The organism is Belliella calami (assembly GCF_022549695.1).
In the GTDB taxonomy this organism is placed as follows: Bacteria; Bacteroidota; Bacteroidia; order Cytophagales; family Cyclobacteriaceae; genus Belliella; species Belliella calami.
This window is the reverse complement of the sequence record NZ_JAKZGS010000001.1, coordinates 320,549-344,203: the sequence shown is the minus strand read 5'-3', so window position 1 is coordinate 344,203 and position 23,655 is coordinate 320,549. Positions and strand designations below refer to the sequence as shown.

The following is a 23,655-nucleotide window of genomic DNA, read 5'->3' as shown; positions in this document are numbered from 1 at the left end:
CAGTTGTTGCTATTTGTCATTTTCCCTGATCTTCTTGATAGCTTTGCCTATAAATGATATATTGGAATGACTTACACCGTAGTTTTTGGCCAAAGATTCCCAATTATTAACAGCATATACTGTTTGTTCGATAATGTTGTCTATTTTTTCTTTTGATATTTTTGCTTCCATACCAAGTTTTTTTAAATGCTTTATTCTTGGGTTTTTGCCTTCTCCCATCACCATAGTACTTTGTTCTCCTCTAGGTCCACTAGAAAAAGTCAAATCATAAGCAGGAGCAAGCTTCCAATTTCCAGAAGAATCCATTAGAAAGCTAAAGTTTTTCCCATGATCATCTCTATTGTGAGATAAAACATTAAATACAGCCAATCGATAAATTTTCTCAACCTCACGAATATCTTTTGTGAGTTGACCTGTCAGGTTACATAAATCTTCATAGTCAAATGCAGGAACTCTAAAGTCACTATGAAGTAACCCAGATGCTGTATGCATGTGAAACCTCTGACCATTTTCCCGATCAAAACGCTTGATTGCGAAATAACCAGGGCATTTTGAAGAGGGAAATAAATGGATTTTAGGTATAACGACTCCTGCTAATTCAGCCATCTTTGCAAATACAAATTCAATGGCTCCAGCATCAGTCCCATCTTGTTGATTGGGGAACTTGACTATCCACGGCTCAAAACCTTCTTCAAGTAAATGGGTGCCATGAATAATGTTTTTATATGTTGAGTCAATGCCAATTAGTGCCTTAGGACGTGCACCGGCAGAAGAGCCGTTTAAAGCAAGTAATTCACTAATAATGTCTTCAGAGCAACCTTGCAAGACTTCTTCTGTTTGATCAGCCAACTGATCTAAATCAATTTTTGAATTCCTATTTTCTTGATTATTATTTGGCTCATATACCAAAGCTCCCAAACCAAAAAGCCCAACATTAGCCAACCTATCCAAAGGGGAAAAATCTTCTGGTAAGAATCCCTCTGATCTTACCATTCTGTCAAAAAGCAACCTACCCCAACCATCTGGTAGGCTATCATTGAAAACACCCGCTAGACCTTCAAATGGACGGTATGGTAATTCTATTAATCCGCTTCTAAGTGGTAAATAGAATGGAGATATTTCTAGTCCTTTTTTAAGGAATAATAAATCATATTCGAAGTAAAAGGTGTGATTATGAACAGCAAGTCTTCCAACTGGTTCTATCCCAAACCCAAAATTAACTCCAACCTCTATTTCTGAAATTTTTGATATCATTTTTTACGTCCTCTTTTTCTCTCAACATGTTTGTTTTCACTTAATACATCGTCAATTGTTGCAAATTGTGACTTAGCTGGTTTCAAAGTATTTACAATTTCCCTTAATCCCCCTACTATCATTAATAGTTTTAAGAGGGATTCCAAAGAGATTATTCCCTTTTGTTCAAACTTCCGCAAAGTAGCCAATGGTACTCCTGATCGATCTGACAATCCTTCTTGGGTAAGATCCATTTGCAATCTTCTTTCTCGGATACTATTTGCTATTTTGACTTGAGCTTTTGATGGTGATATAAGTAACATTATAATATTTATTATTTATGTTTTTTTAATTTAAGTGATACAATAGTATTAGTAAATTTACAAAGTATTATTTGAAAACAAATGTAATTTTTGATTTTTATGGACTTTAAAACCAAATGAAAGATTAAAAATAGCTTTGGTGTACTATTATTTAAGCTCGTCAAATATCACTTCCACCAAATAGTAGGATTCCAAATCATCTTCATTAGTCAAATATTGATCAAATGGACTAGCTTCTTTTACAAATTGCTTTAGAATATACCCTTCCAATACACTTATAAATCGGTTTCCAGCTGCATCGACTGTATGAAAAAAAGGAAGTATCAAATTGTACTTTTTTGATTCTTTTAAATACCTCCCATTGCCAATAACTTCTCCTGTAACTTTGTTATAGACAATTGAGAACTGTTTAAATTCTGCATCAAATGAAGCAAAAATTATAAAATCATTGCTCCTCTAAATGCTTCATCAAAAGTGAATAGGGTCTCTTCTATCGTGAAATTTTCATCCAATCTAGCTACTTTATAAGATTTGCTGTTCAATTCTGGGTTGACATTATTGTATCCTCCATATCCAAGATAAGATCCGTTGAATTTGTAAATAGCATTAAAGAAAAGTTGATTTTCACATTTGATAGCATTTGTAGGATTGTAGTCATTATCAAATTGTAAGATCTTTCTTAGATTGAAATCATAAACTCACTCCAAATGAACCAATGCAAGCGCTTCCCAACCATTCAAGTCGGTATTGTGGCCTACTTTTTCCATCGCTTGTGCGATTTTGTTTTTGAAGGCCCAGCAGGTTTCTCTTCTCAATTCCAATATCTCAGAAAGTTCGTTCAACGTAAGATCTACATCTTTTCGGTTGGAGAGGTAAAGAATGTAGAATGCCTTTTCAATCGGAAATTTAAGTTTATGAAAAAGTGTATCTACAGTTGGGGACTCATAATAATTACAATTTTTGCATCTTTTGCCATGATTGGGGCCTTCCATGAATTTATTGTATTCACATTTTTTGCAATGATACTTGTCTTTCCATTTCAATTCCGAAAGGAATTTTAAGCAAGTTTCTTTATCGGGAAAGACATTTTTGAAATCTTCAAAATCAAGCCCTTTCATCAAAGCAAGGTCTTTAGTGACTTCATCAACACTTGATTTGAGCAGCTCGTTGTTTTCGGTAAGGTAGTTATTGATTTGCGTAACTTGGGAGTTAAGTTCTTCCAGTTTCAGGTTTGTAGTTTGCAATTCCACATTTTTCTGTGCCAAGTCAGCAGCCATCCTTTCTATTTTCTCTGTTCTTGCTCTTACTTTTTCTTTTAGTTTGGAATTGAGCTCTTGAGTAAGTTGGTTGTTTCTCTCCAGAGCAATTGTTTTCTCTTCGTTGGCTTCCAAAAATTGGTTCTGGAGAAATTTAAGCTGATTGAATATTGAGAATGAAAACAAAATCATTTCCATAAATATTACCGGATACACAAAGTACCAGTTGATCACTGGGCTGCTGAACAACTGAATGCTTTTGGAATAGGAATAAACAATCACCAAGAAAAGGCATAAATAGGCGAAGGTATAGGACCAGGAATATATTTTAGCCTTGATCAAAGCATATAGACCCATAGAGAATGGTATGGATAAGATGATGATCGTGATGATGATATACGCGATGTAATTCAACTCATAGATAAATATTTGGCTTAAAAACAGGATCACCTTGAGTAAAATTGCGATGTAGGTAAAAGTCAGGACGCGTTTGCTTTTGGTATACTTCTGAACAAATCTATCTGAAAATAGTAAAGTGGACAAAATGATTATCAATTCTATAAATCTCTCATTGTTGAGTTTGTTTACCCATGGTGCATTTGGCCACAAAAATTGAAAGCCCAAACCATCTCTTCCTAGGGAAAACCAAATACAAGCTAAAATCAAACAAGGAAAATAGAGATATAAGGTATCTCGAAGTCTATAAAAAAGATACAAGTTGAAAGTGAGGATGATGATCAGCACACCATAGTAAATCCCCAATAGAAAATACTCGTTCAGGGAATGAACCAAGAATTTTTCATTGGTTCTGAGGTGAAAACTAAACTCCTGATTATAGCTTCTCTTTACTTTGATATAGAAAGTTTTGGTTTCATTTGGCCGAATATCAAGAAAATAATTGAAATTTTTGTGTTTGATATCCCTTTCTTCAAATGGCATTTCAAACCCTGCATTGGAAGGTCTAAAAGATCCATCAGGGTTTGGGAAATAGAAAGTGATGTTTTTGATGTCGAAACCCCAAGATTCTAAATACCATGAATGATTGTATTTATTTTGGTTGTTTTCAATCGTAAAGCGCATCCAAACCGGTGAGTCAAGATAGTCAAATAAAACATGCGTATCTGTCACTTTTTGAAATTTCCCCTGAAAACGCTCATCGGAAATCTCCTGAACCGAATATATCCCCGCTGTGTCCAAGAAAAAATCAAATTTTGTTGCTACAAAAACTTCAGAGATGTCATCGGTCAGTTTGATCACTGTTTTTTCATTGGCATAAGCTTGAATACCAAAGCATACCAAAAAGGAAGAAAGTACCAGGAATTTATACCAAGTAATTCTCTCGTCTCTCAATTTGAACCTTTGATCTGGTGATTTTGATAAAATTCTAATCATATGCTTTATATCAATCCAATTTAGAAAGATCCAGCTACTTTACCATTCTATTTAATGGAAAGTAGTGGATTGCCTTTTTGTAGTCTCATAAATCAATTTTGTAAATCAATTTTGAGCAACATCTATTACTGCCTGTATGATATCTTTTTTCTCTTGGTAGTCTTTGTCAAATAACAAAGGATATGCGGTCCTGCCAGGCATTGGCCAGTTGTTTAGCCAACTCCCTCCATCATGTACTCCCCAGAATGTAATTCTAGTGATTTTTTCCTCGTGTTTTTTAAATAGTTCAAATAACTCCTTGTATCTGCTCACAAGTTTTGCTTGAATTTCATCTGGTAAGCCTTCTTTATAGATATTATAACTTTCATCAGCAGGGAATGTCGCATCGATGTCAGCACCATGTCTATTGACAGGGTTTGGCAATACGTCAATATCAACTTCAGTAAACATCACCTTAAATCCCGCATCTGCTATTTTGTTTATTGCAGTTTCAATTATTTCAAGACTAGGGGAGTCCAATCCATAATGTCCCTGCATTCCAATTCCGTCTATTCTGATGCCTTCTTTACGTAGCTCTTTTGCAAGTTGGATTGCGGCGTCAGTTTTTTCCGGCTTCCACATGTTGTAATCATTGTAATACAACTCTGCATCTGGATCCACTTCCTGCGTTTTGATAAAAGCTCTTTTGATAAAGTCTTTTCCTGCTGTTTCGTACCATTTAGAGGTTCTGTACTGACCATCATCAAAAAACGCCTCGTTCACTACATCATAGCCAAATACTTTTCCTTTGTATCTACCCGCTACAGCTTCTATGTGCTCTTCCATCCTATGGAGCAAAGCATCTTTTGAAAGCCTTTCTCCATTTTCATCTTCATACACCCAATCCGGAGTCTGATTGTGCCAAACCAAAGTGTGTCCAATGACCCTTGCATCGATTTTCTCAGCCAAGGCTACCAATCGATCCATCGGCTCAAAATTATATTGCCCAAGTCTTGGGTGAATCGATCCCCATTTCATCAGGTTTTCTGGTGTCAGGCTATTGAAGTGTTTGTCCAATATTGGAAATGCTTTTGTATCGGTACCATTTGCTTCTCTTACTCCTACGGCTGCACCTATGTCAAATATACCCTCGTAACTTTTTTTCAAGGATTGTGATGAGACATAGGAGGTGTTGAAGATAGAGATTGCCAATATGTAAATAAAAATACGAAGTTGGGTTTTCATATAGATTATGTGTTTGGGGTTGATGTATTGTTAGTTATAGTTTAGAATCCTATAGAATTGCCTCCATCTACTGCGAGTGAAGTGCCTGTCACGTACATAGAAGTGTCAGAGGCAAAGTAATATACAGCTTCTGCGACGTCTGATGGGTCACCCAATCTACCCATTGGGGTTCTTCCAAGTACTTTGTTTTTTCTTTCAGGATCAGAATCCAATGCTTTGGATGACATGGCTGTAAAGATAAAACCTGGTGCTACACTGTTGACTCTGATTCCCAATGGAGAAAGCTCAACAGCCATAGCTTTGGTCATGCCTTCGATGGCTGTTTTGGCAGCTGTATAGGCAATGACTTTTGGAATACCATATTTTGCAGCCATTGAAGAGATCATTATTATCGATCCATTTCCTTGCGCTACCATTACTTTTGATACTTCTCTGCTGATAGCAAATACAGAAAATACGTTTGTATTGATCACGTTAAAGAAATCTTCATCAGTGACTTCAAGGAAGTTTTTCTTCATATTGATACCCGCATTGTTTACCAAAATGTCGATTTTGCCAAACTCTGACTTTATGTCTTCTACAAGCTTTGGGATTTTACCAAGGTCACTTAAGTCAAAGGATATAGGGTATGCAAGCTCACCCAATTCATTTTTGGCATCTTCCAGTTTTTTGGAATCACGTCCGATAATAATGGTCTTTATTCCTTCTTTGACAAATTTTCTACTAGTCGCCAAACCAAGTCCTGACCCTCCACCTGTTACTATTGCTATCTTTTGAGTTTGTTGATTCATTTTAATACTTTTTTAATTGCTAGAATTTGATTTTCAGACAATGCTGGGAAGACACAAGATACAAGATACAAGACATAAGACACAAGACGCAAGACACAAGACGCAAGATACAAGACATAAGAAGTGGCTATAATTTACAACCTACTCCCGAATAGTAAAGTCAAGGAAAGCTATATTTCAACCCTAGAGTTTATCCCTTACCCATAATCTTCCAATCTTTCAACCTTCTTTAGAAAGATATAAGACACAATACGCAAGATGTAGTAATAATTTACAACCTACTCCCGACTAGTAAATTCATGGAAAGCTATATCTCAACAGAGTTTATCTCTATCCCATAATCTTTCAATCTTCCAATCTTCCAATCTTTCAATCTTCCAATCCCCTAACCTTCAAACATTCTAACTACTCCTCAAATCCCGGGGACATTTTTTGGATTGTAATTCATGTAATGTTCCAAGTCATACTTGGGTTTTTCTACACCTTCAGGGATCGGCATTTTGGAAAACTGACCAAAGTAGAGCAGACAAGCGTCTCTCCACCATTCGGCCTCTTCAGCTTGGATAGTCATAAATGATAAGACATGTTGATGCCTATCGTCATCGATTTTCCCTTTTAAAGATTCCCATATTTTGACATTTTTTCTTGCTTCCTCTACACCTTTTTGATAGTACTTAGCAAGGTTGTTCCAAAGGTTATCACCATTTTGCAATTGATGATCCCATGAAACATGGTGAAACCAAAGTAGATGTTCTTCCGGAATTGAATTGACATCTCCCCATTTAGTCTGAATTTCCTCGGCATATTGCCCAAGGGCATTACTTCCTGTACTTGTTCTGTCAAATCCAATCCCATTTTCATCTGCTTGGTGGTAGTATGTTGCAGTCCAATCAGCTCTTGATCCACCAGTTACCCAGGGGCCAGGTCCATAGTGATGACTTTCAGCCATAATATGATGTAAGCCGAGTGGTGTCATGTAGTTGACTACCATTTCCCGAGAATCAAGCATGATCTCTTTCACAGGATCAACAAAATCGGGATTATTAGTAAAAGTTAATTTAAGCCAATCTTCTGCTATGTTTTCAGATGTTTCATAGGGATCCCATGCCAATTTTCCGTAGGCAAACCAATTGGCTTGATGGAAGTGATGCCCCGTCCAATTTCTATCAGTACCAATATTTGCGACACCAGCCATGGCTGTCAATTTGTGGGAATGCAGGCTCCCGTCAACTGTCTTTGCTACCTCACTTCCTTCTCCATTTACATAGGTGTCTTCTTTTAGTACTTCCTCATACATAGGTGCCAAAAAAGCAAGATGGGTATCATGTCCCAAGTATTCCTGTGTTATTTGGAATTCCATCATCAGAGGGGTTTTTGGCATTGCGCCAAAAAGAGGATGGAATGGCTCTCTTGGTTGGAAATCTATCGCTCCATTTTTTACTTGTACGATTACATTTTCGCGAAAAGTCCCGTCCAAAGGTTTGAATTCATTAAATGCTTGTTTGTGTCGATCATCGGGGGTCTTTTCGCTATATACGAAAGCTCTCCACATGACAATCCCCCCAAAAGGCGCTACGGCGTCTGCAAGCATATTGGCACCATCTGCTTGGGTTCGGCCATAATTGTGAGGTCCAGGTTGTCCTTCCGAATCAGCTTTTACTACAAATCCTCCAAAATCAGGGATGTACTCATATACTTCTTTGGCTTTTTTATTCCACCAGTTTTGTACTTCCTTATCAAGTGGATCGGCCGTTTTGATCCCTCCGATTTCAATAGGTGAGGAAAACCTAGCAGTTAGGTAAACTTTGATCCCATAGGGTCTGAATGTGTCTGCCAGTGCTTTTACTTTTTCCAAATATTCTGGTGTCAATACAAGAGAGTTGGCGTTGACGTTTGTTAATACAGTTCCGTTGATTCCAATGGAAGCATTTGCTCTTGCATAGTCTATATATTGCTGATCAATATGGCGAGGAAGTCTGTGCCAGTTCCAAATACTGAAGCCAGAATAGCCCCGTTCTACTGTTCTGTCTAAATTGTCCCAATGATTCAGTAACCTGTGTTGTGTTTTGGGTGATTGAAAAATACCTTCTATTGGTATCCACTCGTTTTTCTGGATCTTTTGAAGAAGGTGGAAAGTTCCGTATAGTAAGCCTATATCAGTATTTGCGGCTACTATTGTAGTTTTGTCTTGAGAATCTGTCACCAACTCTTGAATGAAAAAACCCTCAGAGCCAAGGTCAGTTATTTTTGTAGCATCTAGCTTGAATTTTTTCAAGTCCAAATCCGATATTTTGGAAATAATAAGTTTAGGGTTGTTTTGCTCCTGATTGGCTACTTTTTGAAAAAATCCCATACTAGCTTTTTGAATTTCATCATCAATAATGTCCAAAGTGGAAGAAGAGCCATTGATTTTGTACTGTTCAAAGCAGTCTTTTTGCCACTCACTTGGATTTTCTAATTGATTGTATTGCAACCAGAGTTTGTAGCCGTCATTCGCATTAGTAACAGTAGTACTTATTATGAGAAGTAGGCTGAAGAAAAGAATTTTCATTTCAATAGGGTTAGGTTCTAATTGGGTTTTGCGTGATTCTACTTTCAGAAACAAATTGGTAAACTCAAAAATACCATATTTGACTCCTTGATCAAAGCATTTAAATGAAATCGGTTACATTATTTTTCTTAATAGATTTATATTCTGTTAAATCAATCTAGAGTTCATATTGTATTGTTTCTGCTTGTTTGGGTATTGCTAAAATATGCCGTTTAAACTGTTTGTTTCATTTTTTGGTGTTTTAGTGCAGTTTTTGAAAAAAAATAAGCGCTTTTATTTTGTGTCAGAATTTTATTTATTGAGCAAAGAGATGGTCCTATTTACTCTAGATTTCGATTTTTGTAGAATAATTTCTATAAATTTTATGTAAAAAAACACAATTTTTAATGAAATCGGTTGCAATTAAAATGAATTTTTAGGAAGTTTAATGATTATTGATGGAAAAGTATCAGTTTTTTGATTTAAGAAACTGATAGTGATCTAATTGATACTTTCAAAAAACTAAACCTCAAAATAATCAGACTTATGGATTTAAGATCAGCTAGGATTAATGGACCTGGGAAAAAAAAATCTGTTAAATGGTTTGCCCAAATTTGGGCAATGCTATTATTTACTTTTGTTAGCTTTTTATCAGAAGCTCAAACAGTGAACATAACGGGGGTGGTTCTCGATGAAGAAGAAATGGGACTGCCGGGAGCTTCGGTTCAGGAAAAAGGTACTACAAATGGTGTAGTTACAGGATTGGATGGTGATTTTAGTATCAGTGTACAGAGTGGAGCTACTTTGGTAGTGAGCTACATAGGATTTGCTACCCAAGAGATTTTGGTAGGAAATAGATCATCTATTACGGTCAATATGAGTGCTGATGTCAGTTCCTTGGACGAAGTCGTTGTGGTGGGTTACGGTACCATGCGGCAAGAAGCTGTCACTGGCTCAGTGGCATCGATTGGAGGAGATGTTATGCGAGAAGTTCCCTCAGCGAACATATCACAAGCACTACAAGGTAGATTGCCTGGTGTAGATATTTCCCAGACTTCCTCGCAGCCTGGAGCTACAATGCAAATTAGGATTCGTGGAAATAGGTCTCTTACTGCCAGCAATGATCCTTTGATTGTGCTGAATGGGATACCTTTTGCTGGATCAATAGCAGATATCAATCCCGAAGACATTGATAGCATTGATATTTTGAAAGATGCTTCTGCTACTGCCATTTATGGATCTAGGGGAGCAAATGGTGTGGTTTTGGTTACTACCAAAAAAGGATTTAAGGGACAGAAAGCAAAGGTGAGTTATAGTGGTTTTCATGGTCCTCGGACAGTTTTTTCACCTTACCCTATGATGGATGGCCCTGAGTTTCTTGCAATGAGGGAAGCTGCTGGTTTGTTCGAAAGCCCAGGTGCAAGCGAATCCAATGATGTAAATACAGATTGGCAAGGATTGTTTTATCAGACAGGTACAATGTCTAGTCATGATGTAAATGTGTCTGGTGGTGGAGAGAAAAGCACGTATAGCTTTGGATTGGGATATTATCATGATGAAGGGGTTGTACCGACCCAGCAGTTTGATAGGATTTCGATGCGAGCAGCGGTGGATCAGGAAATTGGGAATCATTTGAGAATTGGGTTCAACAGCAATAGTAACTTCAATACAACTCAAGGTTCACAGGTAGGTTCGTATGGTATATTAAGTTTGTCCCCACTTGCAAGTCCATTTAATCCTGATGGTTCTAGAAGAAGAAATATTAGTATGCCAATGGATGATGTTTGGGTTGGAACAAGAGATGTGTTGAATGAATTGGATGGGCAATGGTTGAATGAAAACCGAACTTATGCCACCTACAATGCCCTTTATGCTGAGTTGAAAATTCCAGGTATAGAAGGTTTGAAATATAGAGCAAACTTAGGTTTGGATTATCGTCAAACCAACAATGGCGAGTTTACTGCCAGAGGAGTAAATAGCCCAAATCCAGATACGGAGTCGTTTGCAGCGGTAGGTAATTCACATAATTTTCATTGGATCATGGAGAATTTGATTACCTATGACAGGATTTTTGCAGATAAGCATATTGTAAATGTGACAGCTTTATATGCCAACGAACAGAATAAGTTCTATAGCTCGAGAATGTGGGCAAGGGATATTGCAGCCGATCAATTCCAGTTTTACAACCTGGGAAATTCAGACGGTGAAATCCAAATCAATCCTAATGACCAAAATTATCAGCTTTGGGGTTTGAGTTCATTAATGGGTCGTGTGATGTATTCTTACGATGATAAATATATGATCTCTGCAACGCTGAGGTCTGATGGGTCTTCCAGACTAGCTCCTGGTTACAAATGGCATACCTATCCCGCTGTCTCGGTAGGTTGGAATCTTGGCAAAGAATCATTTATGAATAATGTCTCTCAAGTGGATATGCTCAAACTCAGACTTGGATATGGACAAACATCAAATCAAGCGATAGCTCCATATGCTACTTTGGGAGGTTTGGGAATACGGCCATATAACTTTGGCAATGATGCCTTATTGACAGGGTACTTTGTAAATTCTCTTCCGAATCCAAATCTAGGATGGGAATATTCAGAAACTTACAATGTAGGGGTTGATTTTGGTTTGTTTAACAACCGACTGACTGGTAGTTTGGAGTACTATATTACAAACACAAAGGATATCCTTTTGGGAGTAAACCTTCCGGCTACTTCTGGAGTAGGGAGCTATACAGCAAATATTGGCGAGACTCAAAACAAAGGTGTGGAGTTGGCTTTAAATGGATTGATATTCGAAAACAATGACTGGAGTTGGGAAGCTGGAGTCAATATTTATGCGAATAGAAATCAATTGGTTTCTTTGGCTTCAGGGCAAGATAGGGATGAGGGAAACTGGTGGTTTGTCGGACACCCAATCGATGTGATTTTTGATCATCAGTATGTTGGTTTGTGGCAGGAAGGTGATGCTCACAGGGATATTTTGGAGCCAGGAGGAAACGTAGGTATGATTAAAGTGAAATATACTGGTGATTTTGATGATGAAGGAGTTCCTACCAGAGCGATTGGTCCAGATGATCGTCAAATCCTAGATCTTCAGCCAAACTTTATGGGTGGTTTCAATACCCGTGTTGCCTACAAAAATTTTGATCTAAGTATTATAGGTACTTTCAAAAGTGGCGGAGTATTGATCAGTACCCTTCATTCTTCGTCAGGTTATTTGAACCTAATGAGTGGTAGGAGGAATAATGTGTCTGTGGATTACTGGACTCCAGAGAATACAGAGGCTAGGTATCCTGCACCTGGTGGTTTGGCAAGTGGTGATAATCCAAAGTATGGAAGTACTTTAGGCTATTTTGATGCATCGTATTTGAAGATCCGTACAATGACTTTGGGGTATAATTTTGACAATGCTTCCAAGTGGATGACCAAGTCAGGAATGAGTAGATTAAGGGTTTATGGTGCAGTTCAAAATCCATTTGTCCTATTTTCTCCATTCAACAGAGAAACTGGTTTGGATCCAGAGACCAACTCGTTTGGTGACCAGAATGCAGCCATTACAGATGCTATTCCAAGTAGGTTGTTAACCATTGGTACCAATTCACCAGCTACACGAAATTTTATTATAGGTCTTAACTTGACATTCTAAATACCATGAAAAATATACAATTATACTTAAAATCAATCAAGGTGTTTCTTTTGACTGGTTTGCTTTTAGTTTCATGTACAGACATATTAGAAGAGCAACCAAGGAGCATTTTTGAACCAGGTTTTTTCCAAACTGAGGAAGGAATCTTTGGAGGTATTACCTCTATGTATGCACATTTAAGATATATATATGGACAAGCATACTATTATAATACCACTCTTACAGGAACTGATGAAGCTACTTATGCACAAAGTGCAGATCAAAATTTTCTGGTGATGGACTTAAGTGGTCAAGGAGATATTGATCCTAACAACAGTAGAGCAGATGCACTCTGGGGAGCCGCTTTTTCAAATATCAATACAGCTAATGGGATTATTGAATTTGCTCCAGAAGCTGGAGTTTCAGAGGCGCTAGTTGCGGAAGCAAGGTTCTTTAGGGCCTTTGACTATTTCTTGCTAGTTCAGACTTTCGGAGGAGTTCCTTTGGATTTAGGCTCAGGTGAATTGGCTTTCAATATTGAACCTTCTAGGACATCAGTAAGAAATACAGTTCCGGAAGTTTATACAAGAGGTGTTTTTCCCGATATGCTTCAGGCTATTGACGATTTGCCTTCTGTCCCAAGGCTAACAGGCACAGCGACTAAAACTTTGGCAAGGCTGTACTTGGCAAAGGCATATTTGACGTATGCTTGGTGGCTAGATAATCCAAACAACATACCAACTTATCCAGAGACGCCAAGACAGGATCCTGATGGAAATTCGGCTCAGTGGTATTATCAAGAAGCTTATAATATAGCAATGGATGCAATTAATGATCCAGGGCCATTTTCTCTTCAAGAAACATTTTACGATGTGAATTTGGCTCAGAACGATAGAAATAGCGAGTTGCTATTATATGCTGATCATACTGAGGATAGTGAATTCTACAATGGTGGAAGTCTCGTGTGGGGTAATGGTGCTGCACCGGATAATTTTGCTGGCTGGATGATGACATGGAATTACACAGTGCTCAGAAGTAGTTCATCTTCAAGTGAATGGGTGGGTAATATAGAGTCTGTCAGAAGGGAAGCAATTCAAGCTACAGGTAGGCCTTGGACAAGAATGGCTCCGCCTATTGGTGTGATTACCAATACTTTTGCAGACAAAACCAATGACTCTAGGTACGATGGGACATTCACTACAGTTTATAGAGCTAATAATGACAGGACTCCATTGATTAGTGGGCCTATGTATAATGCAAACTTAATGGAAGTTCAGGCAGGTGATGCTATTCTAACCTTTTTGGACGAAGAGCCTGATCAAGCGATAAATTACCCGTCTCCTTCGAGTTTGGGAGGAAATATAGGTGCAGGAATTTTACCTGGAAGATCAGATTTTGTCATTTCCCCGAGTGGTATAAGTAGGATTGTTCACCCAGGTCTTTGGAAGCTTGGGCCCTATAGAACGGATAGTGGATCAGGTCTTGGGGAACCAAATGCTGGTAGTACTAGACCTTTTAATATTGCCAAGCTGTCTGAACTTTATTTCATAGCAGCAGAAGCGGCGGTACAAGGTGCTACAGGGTCTATGAGTGCTCGCGAATTGATCAATGTGATCAGGGCAAGAGCAGGTGTATGGAGATGGAATAACAATGGAAATGAAGAAAAAATCGAAGATAATAGCGCTGAAATGATAGCAGCTACTCCAGCTGAAATAGATGTCAACTATATTTTGGCTGAGAGGTCGAGAGAATACTATGGGGAAGGATACAGGTGGTATGACCTGATCAGAACTCAAAAGTGGGAAGAGCTCGCTGGGACATATCAGATAGGAGGGATGAGTTATAGTGACCGTACTCCTCAAACTGTCACCAGAAACATTCAGCCTTTTCATTACTTGAGACCTATTCCTCAAGGTCAAATTGATGCCATGGAAGGGGATAGGGCAATCTATCAAAACCCTGGCTATTGATTTGAAAATTGGATTTCTTTAGATTTTAAAAAATAAAAAATGGAAGCTTTAAAAGTTTCCATTTTTTATTTTTTCTTTTTCAAAGAAGACTCTCTGATCAGTAATTCTGATCTTAAAGTAATTTTGTTTGTGTTGTGAAGGGTGGTGTTTGAAGGTTCGTCCAAATAATTGATCATGTTTTTCATGGCAACTTCTCCCATTTCAAACCCAGGGTAGTTAATCGTGGTGATTTTTGGTTCTACAAGTCTTGAAATCAATTCATTGTTGAATCCTACAATAGCCATGTCTTCAGGGATTCTTATGCCTTTTTGCTTTAGATGGTTCATACAGCTAGCTGCACATGCATCGTTGGAAATGAAAATACCGTCGGGAAGTGGATCCATTTTCAAGATTTGTGCTACGATCTTCTCACCAGCTTCTTCATTGATGTCAGAGAGTACAATGATTTGATCTTGATCGAAAGAAATATTTTTGTCCATCAAGGCATATTTATAGCCTTTTAATCGGTCAGAATACACACTTACATTTGTACTTCCCAATACATGAACTATCTTTTTGCAACCTTGGTCTATAAGGTGGTTGGTAGCTATTTGTGCGGCTTGAATATTGTCAATGGCGACACCAGTGCTACTGTCGCTGTTGGCAATCCTATCATAGAAGATGACGGGTATACCTCTTTTGTGAAATGGAGCAAAATGTGCCAAATTCTCGGCATCGCTTGCCAAAGAAACCAATAATCCATCAACCCTACTATTGAACATAGAGCGGGTATTGGCAATTTCCTTTTCAATGGACTCGAGTGATTGACTTATTACTAGATTGAATCCTGCAGCATTGGCTACTTTCTCCATCCCAGCCAATACTGATGCCTGGAAATTACTGTTCAAACTTGGTACGATCACGCCGATATTGTTTGTCCTTTTGCTTCTCAAGTTCGCAGCAAATATATTGGACTGGTAACCCATGTCAGAAGCCGCCTGAAAAATCTTTTTCTTTGTCTTTTCCTTTACAGCTGGGTGGTTGTTTAACGCTCTGCTTACCGTAGTGGGTGAAACACCAAGATCCCTTGCGATGTCGTATATCGTTATGTCTTTCTCCATTCTAGGATTAAATGTAATTTAATTCAACAAAATAGATTTCCATTCTGCTTGTGTTCTATTCGTAAAAATAGTGGAATATAAAAAACTTCCTTCTTTTAATTTAAATTCCACCAAATTTATTGAAATCGATTGTTGCCATAGATCGCTCAAACAGGTTGAGTTTGTCTTCTCACAAAGGTATGCTTGTTGTCGGAGATATCAATGATAAGGTTGTTTTTTAAACGAATTCTGTATCTGTATTTTAGAAGTTTTATTTTCACAAACTTTTAACTGATAGTTGCTCAAATCATCATCCTCATAAAAATATTTAAAATTTTATGAAATCGGTTGCATTTTTATTTTTTTTTCATCAAGTTTATGTCATGAAAGTGAATTGCACACTGATAATGTCTTTGTTGCCTTTTCGATAAGGCAATTTCGAATGGATCGATTTCTATAAATCAGACATTTTCAGCAATTCTTAGGATTTAACTTTGGTACAGATTGCAAATCTCTATAATGGTTTGTGTTTGTTATTCATAGTTCAATAAATATTAGGGTTTATTATTCATTACCGGAGTTCCTTCTGGGAACTTCCGGTTTTATTTTGCCAAAACCCCAATCCAAGAAGTTTGTAATGGGTAAGGGTTTTGTGATTAGGAATCCACTTAGTGTTTATTGACCAAATAGTGTTGGGTATCTGCTAAATGAAATCCAGCAAAATCAAAATATTGGAATCATTGAATGAAAAAACATCTAATTCAGACTTGGAGATGGTATGGCCCAAATGACCCTGTAAGTCTTCTTGATATCAAACAGGCTGGAGCTAAAGGAATAGTCTCTGCGTTACATCAGATTCCCCATGGGGAAATTTGGCCTTTCGAGGATATTATAGAACGCAAGAGAATCATTGAGTCGGCAGGATTGGTTTGGTCGGTTGTAGAGTCAGTTCCTGTACATGAAGCGATCAAAACAAACTCCAAAGATGCTGATAGGTATCTCAAAAACTATAAACAAACACTTACGCATCTTGCCCAAGCTGGGCTAAAAACAATCTGCTACAATTTTATGCCAGTATTGGATTGGACCAGAACAGATTTGAGTTTTTCTTTGCCAAATGGAGCAAAAGCTCTTTACCTCGATTGGTCTGATTTGGCTTTTTTTGATATTTATATTCTAAGGCGGGATGGTGCAAGAGATGATTATTCCAAAGCTAATTTGGAGATTTTAGAGAAGAAAATTGAAGATTTTCCTGAAGAAAAAAAGCAACTCTTGGAATCCATCATTTGCATGGGCGTACCCACGGAAGGAAGTGTAAGTCTTTCACAGTTGAGAAATAGCCTTGAGATTTATAAAGCAATTGGAAAGGATGGTTTGAGGAGAAATTTGGTCTTGTTCCTAGAAAGCATAGCCGAAGTGTGTGAATCCAATGGTATCAAAATGACAATTCATCCAGATGATCCTCCTTTTCCGATTTTGGGATTGCCGAGAATTGCCTCCAACCATGATGACTTGTCTTGGATCTTGAATGCAGTTGACAAACCATTCAATGGAGTATGCTTTTGCACAGGATCTCTAGGTGCAGGCAGTTTTAACGATCTCCCATCGATATTGAAAGCAATTGGCGAAAGGGTTTATTTTGCACACTTGAGAAATGTCAAAAAAGACCAGTTTGGCAACTTTTATGAATCGGATCACCTTGATGGTGATGTTGATATGTTTGAGGTTATGAAAGAATTGGTTGACATTAACAGCACTAGAGAAGTACCTATTCCATTTAGACCTGATCATGGGCATCAGATTCTTGATGATCTCCACAAAGAAACCAATCCTGGCTATTCAGCAATCGGAAGACTAAAAGGCTTGGCTGAGCTGCGTGGTTTGGAAATGGGGATAGCTAGGATGAAGAATTCCAACAACATGTGATTTGATAGAATCAAAATTCATCAGGTTAGATTTTGGCCTATTGAATGGTGATGAATTTCAGTTTATGAGTGAGCAATTTCAAATTCAGTCTATTCCTAGATACATGATCGTAGATAAAAACGGAAGAATTCATGACAAGGACGCAATGCCCCTAGCTCAATTGAGCTCAAAGACAGGATTGTAGGACTTCTTGATTAAATAGAATTGACCAAACCCAATAAAAACCTAACAAATAATGAAGGAATTACTTAAAATAACCACCATTGTTTTTCTAGGGGTATTTTCCATATCCATGGTAAATGCCCAATCAGACATTTCCAATATTCTTTCTTCCACACCTTCCTTACATAGCTTTAAACTGGTTGAAGAAGTTGCTACGCCTATTGTTTTTGACGGGGGTGATGAAGGAGTTCTAATTGCTGTAGAAAACCTCCGTAAAGATATCAATGCAGTGACAGGAAAGACTCCTGATTTATTGAAAGATGGAGTTGACAAAAAAACTGTAGTGATCATTGGCGAGCTTGGCCAAAGCAAGTTGATTGATAAATTGGTGAAGGATGGGAAAATCAACGTTTCTTCATTGGCAAACAAATGGGAAACCTTCCAAATCCAAACTATCCAAAATCCTTTTCCAGATGTTGATCAAGCACTTGTGATTGTTGGCAGTGATAAGAGAGGGACGATTTTTGGGATTTACGAACTTTCAAAGCAAATAGGAGTATCTCCCTGGTACTGGTGGGCTGATGTGCCAATAGAAGAAAAATCTTCCATTTATATCAATCATGGAGTGTATTCTAAAGGTACTCCTGCTGTAAAATATAGAGGAATCTTCATCAATGATGAGGCACCAGCCTTATCAGGATGGACGCATGAGAAATTTGGAGGGTTTAATCATAAGTTTTACCAAAATGTATTTGAACTTATCCTAAGACTGCAAGGCAATTATTTATGGCCAGCTATGTGGGGTAGGGCGTTTTATGATGATGATCCATTGAATGGTCCACTGGCTGATAAATTTGGAATTGTAATCGGTACTTCACATCATGAACCGCTGATGAGGGCACATGCTGAGTGGTCTAAATACGGTGAAGGTGATTGGAATTATCAGACAAACAAGGAAGTTCTTCAGGATTTTTGGAGAAAAGGAATGGAGAGGCAGGGAAACATGGAGTCCACTGTTTCTTTGGGTATGCGTGGAGACGGCGATGAACCAATGAGTGAAGAAAACAATATCGCTTTGCTGGAGCAAATCATCGATGATCAAAGGAAGATTATAGAAGAAGTAACAGGTAAGCCTGCTTCAGAAACACCTCAGTTTTGGGCACTCTACAAGGAAGTTCAGGAGTACTATGACAAAGGAATGCGTGTTCCTGATGATATTACCCTTTTACTGTGTGATGACAATTGGGGAAATGTAAGAAAACTCCCTGAGATAGGAGCTAAGCCTAGAAAAGGTGGTTATGGAATGTACTATCACTTTGATTATGTTGGTGGGCCAAGAAATTACAAGTGGATAAATACGAATCCTTTGCCCAAAATTTGGGAGCAAATGAACCGTACATACAAGCATGGAGTAGATGAATTGTGGGTAGTCAATGTCGGTGATATCAAACCAATGGAATTTCCAATTTCCTTCTTTTTGGATTTTGCATGGAACCCTGATGCTATACCAGCATCTGCAGTCGCTGACTATACAAAAACTTGGGCAGCAGCTCAATTTGGTGAAGAATTTTCTTCCCAAATCTCTGAACTATTGTCAGGATTTGGAAAATTGAGTGGAAGAAGAAAGCCTGAGTTATTGGATCAAAGAACTTACAGTGTGCATTATTATGAAGAGATGGAGTCTGTATCCAAAGAGTGGAAGGATCTTGAAGCATTAACTGATTTTGTGAAATCAAAATTGGAAGATAAGTACCATGCAGCATTCTACCAACTAGTAGAACACCCAATAACTGCTTCTGCAAACCTTCACAGACTTTATGAAAGTACTGCTTTGAACCACCTTTACTTTGAGCAAGGCCGGATTTTGACCAACAAAATGGCTGATGAAGTCAAATCTTATTTTGAAAATGATTCTTTGATTTCAGATTTTTATAACAATAAATTACTCGATGGAAAATGGTCTCATATGATGGATCAGACCCATATTGGCTACACCAGCTGGCAGGAACCAAGAAGGAATAGAATTCCTGAATTGAAAAACCTTGAGTTATCGGAATCTGGTTCTTTGGGAGTTGCCATTTCACAGTCGACGTCATTTTATCCTGAAGAAAAAGTCTTGAAATCAATCGCATTATCGCCTTATGATGTGCAAAAGATGAATTTGGAATTGTTTAATAGAGGGAAAAAACCAGTTGATTTCAAAATCAAAAGCAAGTTGAATTGGTTGAAAATACAAACAGAATCTGGGAAGATTGATGATCAATTGATCGTTCCTGTGATGGTAGATTGGTCAAAAGCTCCCAAAGGGAAACACATTGCTAAGATTGAGATTACAAGTGGAAGGGATAAAGTAGAAGTACAGATTCCAATTAATAATCATGAAATAGCAGATACATTTTCTGGATTTGTAGAGTCTTATGGAGTAGTTTCAATGGAAGCTGATCATTTCACTGCGAAGCATGAGGTAAATCCCGTGAGGTGGCAAATTATAAATGATCTTGGAAAAACAGGAAATGCAATAATGGCTAGTCCTGAAATAAGTTTTACTGATATTGATACCGTACAGGGAAGTTATTTGGTTTATGATGTCTGGTTGGAAGAAGGCGGTGAGTTTGAAGTAAGCGTTATGACAAATCCATCATTGAATTACCTGAATTTAGAAAAAGGACTACAATATGGAATAGCCGTAAATGATGAAGAACTAGTATTGGTCTCAATTCATGAAAATGAAAGAATGCGAAGATGGGATACTTGGGTTACAAACAGTATCAATTTAACAAAACGTAAATTGAAATTTGAAAAAGGGCATAATCAACTTAAAGTTTTCCTGGTGAACTCAGGAGTAGTTTTTCAGAAAATAATTATTGACGCTGGAGGTTTTCAGCCCAGTAATTTGGGTCCTAAAGAGAGTGTGTTGGTATATTAAAATCTTAAATGATTGTTTGAAAATGAGAAAATTATTGATTGGATATGATATCGGGAGTTCGTCAGTCAAGGCTACAGTGCTTGATGCGGACACTGGAAAAGTGGTGTCTTCCCAAGGTCTTCCTAAGGTAGAAATGCCTATCCATTCTCTGCAGAAGGATTGGGCAGAACAAGATCCTGAGATGTGGTGGAAGTATATAGTGGAAACTACACGAGAAATTGTGAAGTCAGCAAATATCCAAAAAGGAGAGGTAAAGGCTATTGGGATTTCCTACCAAATGCATGGGTTGGTTTTGGTTGACAAAGATCACCAAGTAATCAGACCATCGATCATTTGGTGTGATAGTAGAGCAGTGAGTTACGGTAATCAAGCGTTTGAAGCATTAGGGTCAGAATATTGCCTTCCGCATTTGTTGAATTCTCCAGGAAATTTCACCGCTTCAAAACTGAAATGGGTCAAGGAAAACGAACCGGATAATTATTCCAAAATCCATAAAATGATGCTTCCTGGAGATTACATTGCCATGAAGCTTACCGGTGATATTTTGACTTCAGAATCTGGGCTTTCTGAAGGAGTATTTTGGGATTTCAAGGCAAATGGAATTTCCCAGAATCTTCTTGATTATTATGGAATAGACAAGAGTCTATTGCCAAAAGCAGTTCCATCTTTTTCTTTGCAAGGAGAAGTGAGCCGAGAAGTTTCTGAGTTACTTGGTATTGAAGCTGGTATCCCTATTACGTATAGAGCAGGTGATCAACCAAACAATGCCTTTTCCTTGAATGTGTTAAATGACGGGGAATTAGCAACGACAGCGGGTACATCTGGTACAGTCTACGGAGTTGCCAACAAGCCACTATACGATCCTAAATCCAGAGTAAATACTTTTGTCCATGTAAACCATACGAAAGAAAACCCTAGTTATGGAGTGCTTTTATGTATCAATGGTACTGGGATTTTGAATTCTTGGGTGAAGAGATTGCTAGGTGGGGAGAATATTTCTTATCCAGAGATGAACGAAATGGCATCTCAAGTGCCCATTGGTGCAGAAGGCCTGAGTTTTATACCTTTCGGAAATGGTGTCGAAAGAATCATGGAAAATAGGCATATAGGTGCGCATTTGAATGGTATTAATCTTTTGAAACACAATCAAAAACACATATTGAGAGCAACCCAGGAAGGTATAGTCGCATCTTTGACTTATGGATTTGACATCATGAAGGCAATGGGTCTAAACTTGAATACAGTCAAAGCAGGCCATGCAAACATGTTTTTGAGTCCATTGTTTAGAGAGACTTTTATCCATATGAATGAAGTCGCTTTGGAACTTTATGATACAGATGGATCGCAAGGGGCTGCAAGGGGAGCGGGTGTAGGATTAGGGATTTATGCCCATGCTGCTGATGCTTTCATTGGCCTTGAAAAAATCGCTTCCTTAGAACCAAGTCCTAGCAAATTAGAAATGTATAAAGAAGTCTATGCAAATTGGCTTGATAACCTTGAAAACCATTTAAAATAATAATTATCTGCGACTTTTCCACTAGCCAAACAAAGTTTCTCCATCAACGGGTTTTCATTTCTGTTGACTGTCGTCCGTTGACACTTGTGCGCTCCACCACGGCGGACAGGCGTGGCGTAGTTGACGATTATCCACAACATGATGGTTTGCTTTCTTCATTTCTGGTAAAGTAGCGGATAATCAAATAAAATAAATTTCAACAAAAGTAAACCTATAGTATTATGTCAAAAACTTATTTCCCAAACATCGACAAGATCAAGTTTGAGGGCAGAGAGTCAAGTAATCCTTTTGCATTTAAATTCTATGATGAAAATAGAGTTGTTGCAGGAAAATCGATGAAAGACCATTTTAAATTTGCCATCGCTTACTGGCATTCATTCTGTGGCACTGGAGGTGATCCTTTCGGTCCAGGTACGATCGTTCATCCATGGGATGCAAGCGAAGATGCAGTGCAGCGTGCAAAGGATAAAATGGATGCAGCTTTTGAATTTTTCGTGAAAATCGGTGCTCCATATTATTGTTTCCATGATGTGGATTTGATTGACGAAGGTGCTTCTATCGAAGAATACGAAGAGCGAATGAAGATCATCACTGACTATGCTTTGGAAAAGCAAAAAGAAACTGGGGTGAAATTACTTTGGGGTACAGCTAATGTATTTTCTAACCCAAGATATATGAATGGTGCTTCTACCAATCCTGACTTTGACGTATTGGCTTGGGCTGGTACCCAAGTAAAAAATGCAATCGATGCCACTATCAAGCTTGGTGGAGAAAATTATGTATTCTGGGGTGGAAGAGAAGGTTATATGTCTTTACTCAATACTGACATGAAGCGTGAGACATCTCACCTTGCGCAGTTCTTGACCATGGCTAGAGATTATGCTAGATCAAAAGGCTTCAAAGGGAATTTCTTGATCGAGCCAAAGCCTATGGAACCAACAAAACATCAGTATGACTATGATGCAGCGACGGTTGTTGGTTTCTTGAGACAACATGGGTTGGACAAGGATTTCAAATTGAACTTGGAAGTAAACCATGCTACTTTGGCTGGACATACTTTCCAGCATGAATTGCAGGTAGCTGTAGATTCAGGGATGTTGGGTAGTATAGATGCAAACAGAGGTGATTATCAGAATGGTTGGGATACCGATCAGTTTGCTATCAACTTGCAGGAGTTGACTGAATCTATGTTGGTGATTCTCGAAGGAGGAGGAATCGATGGAGGAGGAGTGAACTTCGATGCGAAGATCAGGAGAAACTCTACAGATATGGAAGATTTGTTCCATGCACACATTGGAAGTATGGATGCATTTGCAAGATCATTGATTATTGCAGATGAAATTATCCAAAAATCTGACTACAAGACCTTGAGAAAAGAAAGATATGCTTCTTTTGATGCTGGAAAAGGTAGTGAATTCGAAAATGGCAAACTTACCCTTGAAGACCTTAGAGCCCATGCACTTGCAGTTGGTGAACCTAAGAAAACAAGTGGAAAGCAAGAGAGATATGAGAATATCTTGAATCAGTTTATATAGAAAGATGATTATCCGCTATGATACAAATATGTGAATTTGTCACATGAATTATAGCGGATAATCTTTATTGGTTACTCCTCTCTATTTTAAAGAACACTTTGGTTTTAATCCAAAAATACAATGAGAAAAGATGGGACAATAACTTTGTTCAAGTGATTTCAG

The 23,655-nt window shown here is 38.0% G+C and carries 15 protein-coding genes; 7 read left to right on the top strand and 8 right to left on the bottom strand.

Going from position 1 to position 23,655, the window contains the following annotated elements; genetic code table 11:
• Positions 1-9: 9 nt before the first annotated feature.
• From MM236_RS01400 to MM236_RS01370, 7 genes are all read right to left on the bottom strand, one after another.
• Positions 10-1,254: a type II toxin-antitoxin system HipA family toxin gene (locus tag MM236_RS01400; RefSeq protein WP_241273137.1), complete on the bottom strand. Its 1,245-nt coding sequence runs from the start codon at positions 1,252-1,254 to the stop codon at positions 10-12.
• The gene (locus MM236_RS01395; protein ID WP_241273136.1) at positions 1,251-1,556 is read right to left on the bottom strand and encodes a helix-turn-helix domain-containing protein; all 306 of its coding nucleotides are present in this window, start codon (positions 1,554-1,556) and stop codon (positions 1,251-1,253) included. Before MM236_RS01395 ends, MM236_RS01400 begins: the two co-directional genes overlap by 4 nt.
• Positions 1,557-1,703: 147 nt before the next feature.
• Positions 1,704-1,883: a hypothetical protein gene (locus tag MM236_RS01390; protein ID WP_241273135.1), complete on the bottom strand. Its 180-nt coding sequence runs from the start codon at positions 1,881-1,883 to the stop codon at positions 1,704-1,706.
• 371 nt (positions 1,884-2,254) lie between these two features.
• Complete coding sequence (locus tag MM236_RS01385) at positions 2,255-4,204, bottom strand: 7TM-DISM domain-containing protein (RefSeq protein ID WP_241273134.1); 1,950 nt, start codon at positions 4,202-4,204, stop codon at positions 2,255-2,257.
• 105 nt (positions 4,205-4,309) lie between these two features.
• Positions 4,310-5,428, bottom strand: coding sequence for an endo-1,4-beta-xylanase (locus MM236_RS01380; RefSeq protein ID WP_241273133.1), 1,119 nt, complete (start codon positions 5,426-5,428; stop codon positions 4,310-4,312).
• Positions 5,429-5,469: 41 nt separating this feature from the next.
• Positions 5,470-6,219, bottom strand: a complete 750-nt coding sequence (locus MM236_RS01375; protein WP_241273132.1) for an SDR family NAD(P)-dependent oxidoreductase — start codon at positions 6,217-6,219, stop codon at positions 5,470-5,472.
• A 412-nt stretch (positions 6,220-6,631) separates the two neighbouring features.
• Positions 6,632-8,770 carry an alpha-glucuronidase family glycosyl hydrolase gene (locus MM236_RS01370; RefSeq protein ID WP_241273131.1) on the bottom strand — a complete coding sequence of 713 codons (2,139 nt, stop codon included), beginning with the start codon at positions 8,768-8,770 and terminating at the stop codon, positions 6,632-6,634.
• Positions 8,771-9,295: 525 nt separating this feature from the next.
• On the opposite strand from MM236_RS01370, the gene MM236_RS01365 reads away from it, so the two are divergent.
• Both MM236_RS01365 and MM236_RS01360 read left to right on the top strand, forming a co-directional pair.
• Positions 9,296-12,400: a SusC/RagA family TonB-linked outer membrane protein gene (locus tag MM236_RS01365; RefSeq protein ID WP_241273130.1), complete on the top strand. Its 3,105-nt coding sequence runs from the start codon at positions 9,296-9,298 to the stop codon at positions 12,398-12,400.
• A gap of 5 nt (positions 12,401-12,405) precedes the next feature.
• Complete coding sequence (locus tag MM236_RS01360) at positions 12,406-14,349, top strand: RagB/SusD family nutrient uptake outer membrane protein (RefSeq protein WP_241273129.1); 1,944 nt, start codon at positions 12,406-12,408, stop codon at positions 14,347-14,349.
• A 65-nt stretch (positions 14,350-14,414) separates the two neighbouring features.
• Here MM236_RS01360 and MM236_RS01355 read toward each other — a convergent pair whose 3' ends face one another.
• The gene (locus MM236_RS01355) at positions 14,415-15,449 is read right to left on the bottom strand and encodes a LacI family DNA-binding transcriptional regulator (RefSeq protein ID WP_241273128.1); all 1,035 of its coding nucleotides are present in this window, start codon (positions 15,447-15,449) and stop codon (positions 14,415-14,417) included.
• A gap of 723 nt (positions 15,450-16,172) precedes the next feature.
• Between MM236_RS01355 and uxuA the strand changes: the two genes are divergently transcribed.
• From uxuA to xylA, 5 genes are all read left to right on the top strand, one after another.
• Positions 16,173-17,354, top strand: a complete 1,182-nt coding sequence (uxuA, locus tag MM236_RS01350) for a mannonate dehydratase (RefSeq protein WP_241273127.1) — start codon at positions 16,173-16,175, stop codon at positions 17,352-17,354.
• A gap of 1 nt (position 17,355) precedes the next feature.
• Positions 17,356-17,538, top strand: a complete 183-nt coding sequence (locus MM236_RS01345) for a YbbN family protein (protein WP_241273126.1) — start codon at positions 17,356-17,358, stop codon at positions 17,536-17,538.
• A 51-nt stretch (positions 17,539-17,589) separates the two neighbouring features.
• Positions 17,590-20,442, top strand: a complete 2,853-nt coding sequence (locus MM236_RS01340; protein WP_241273125.1) for a glycosyl hydrolase 115 family protein — start codon at positions 17,590-17,592, stop codon at positions 20,440-20,442.
• 22 nt (positions 20,443-20,464) lie between these two features.
• Positions 20,465-21,958, top strand: coding sequence for a xylulokinase (locus tag MM236_RS01335; protein ID WP_241273124.1), 1,494 nt, complete (start codon positions 20,465-20,467; stop codon positions 21,956-21,958).
• A 221-nt stretch (positions 21,959-22,179) separates the two neighbouring features.
• Positions 22,180-23,493 carry a xylose isomerase gene (gene xylA / locus MM236_RS01330; protein ID WP_241273123.1) on the top strand — a complete coding sequence of 438 codons (1,314 nt, stop codon included), beginning with the start codon at positions 22,180-22,182 and terminating at the stop codon, positions 23,491-23,493.
• Positions 23,494-23,655 lie beyond the last annotated feature (162 nt).

What these genes read in the sequence shown, in the direction of transcription:
- MM236_RS01355 (WP_241273128.1), bottom strand. Translation starts at nt 15,449, where the DNA reads ATGGAGAAAGACATAACGATATACGACATCGCAAGGGATCTTGGTGTT.
- MM236_RS01375 (WP_241273132.1), bottom strand. Translation starts at nt 6,219, where the DNA reads ATGAATCAACAAACTCAAAAGATAGCAATAGTAACAGGTGGAGGGTCA.
- MM236_RS01400 (WP_241273137.1), bottom strand. Translation starts at nt 1,254, where the DNA reads ATGATATCAAAAATTTCAGAAATAGAGGTTGGAGTTAATTTTGGGTTT.
- MM236_RS01395 (WP_241273136.1), bottom strand. Translation starts at nt 1,556, where the DNA reads ATGTTACTTATATCACCATCAAAAGCTCAAGTCAAAATAGCAAATAGT.
- MM236_RS01360 (WP_241273129.1), top strand. Translation starts at nt 12,406, where the DNA reads ATGAAAAATATACAATTATACTTAAAATCAATCAAGGTGTTTCTTTTG.
- MM236_RS01365 (WP_241273130.1), top strand. Translation starts at nt 9,296, where the DNA reads ATGGATTTAAGATCAGCTAGGATTAATGGACCTGGGAAAAAAAAATCT.
- xylA (WP_241273123.1), top strand. Translation starts at nt 22,180, where the DNA reads ATGTCAAAAACTTATTTCCCAAACATCGACAAGATCAAGTTTGAGGGC.
- MM236_RS01335 (WP_241273124.1), top strand. Translation starts at nt 20,465, where the DNA reads ATGAGAAAATTATTGATTGGATATGATATCGGGAGTTCGTCAGTCAAG.
- MM236_RS01340 (WP_241273125.1), top strand. Translation starts at nt 17,590, where the DNA reads ATGAAGGAATTACTTAAAATAACCACCATTGTTTTTCTAGGGGTATTT.
- MM236_RS01370 (WP_241273131.1), bottom strand. Translation starts at nt 8,770, where the DNA reads ATGAAAATTCTTTTCTTCAGCCTACTTCTCATAATAAGTACTACTGTT.
- uxuA (WP_241273127.1), top strand. Translation starts at nt 16,173, where the DNA reads ATGAAAAAACATCTAATTCAGACTTGGAGATGGTATGGCCCAAATGAC.
- MM236_RS01380 (WP_241273133.1), bottom strand. Translation starts at nt 5,428, where the DNA reads ATGAAAACCCAACTTCGTATTTTTATTTACATATTGGCAATCTCTATC.
- MM236_RS01385 (WP_241273134.1), bottom strand. Translation starts at nt 4,204, where the DNA reads ATGATTAGAATTTTATCAAAATCACCAGATCAAAGGTTCAAATTGAGA.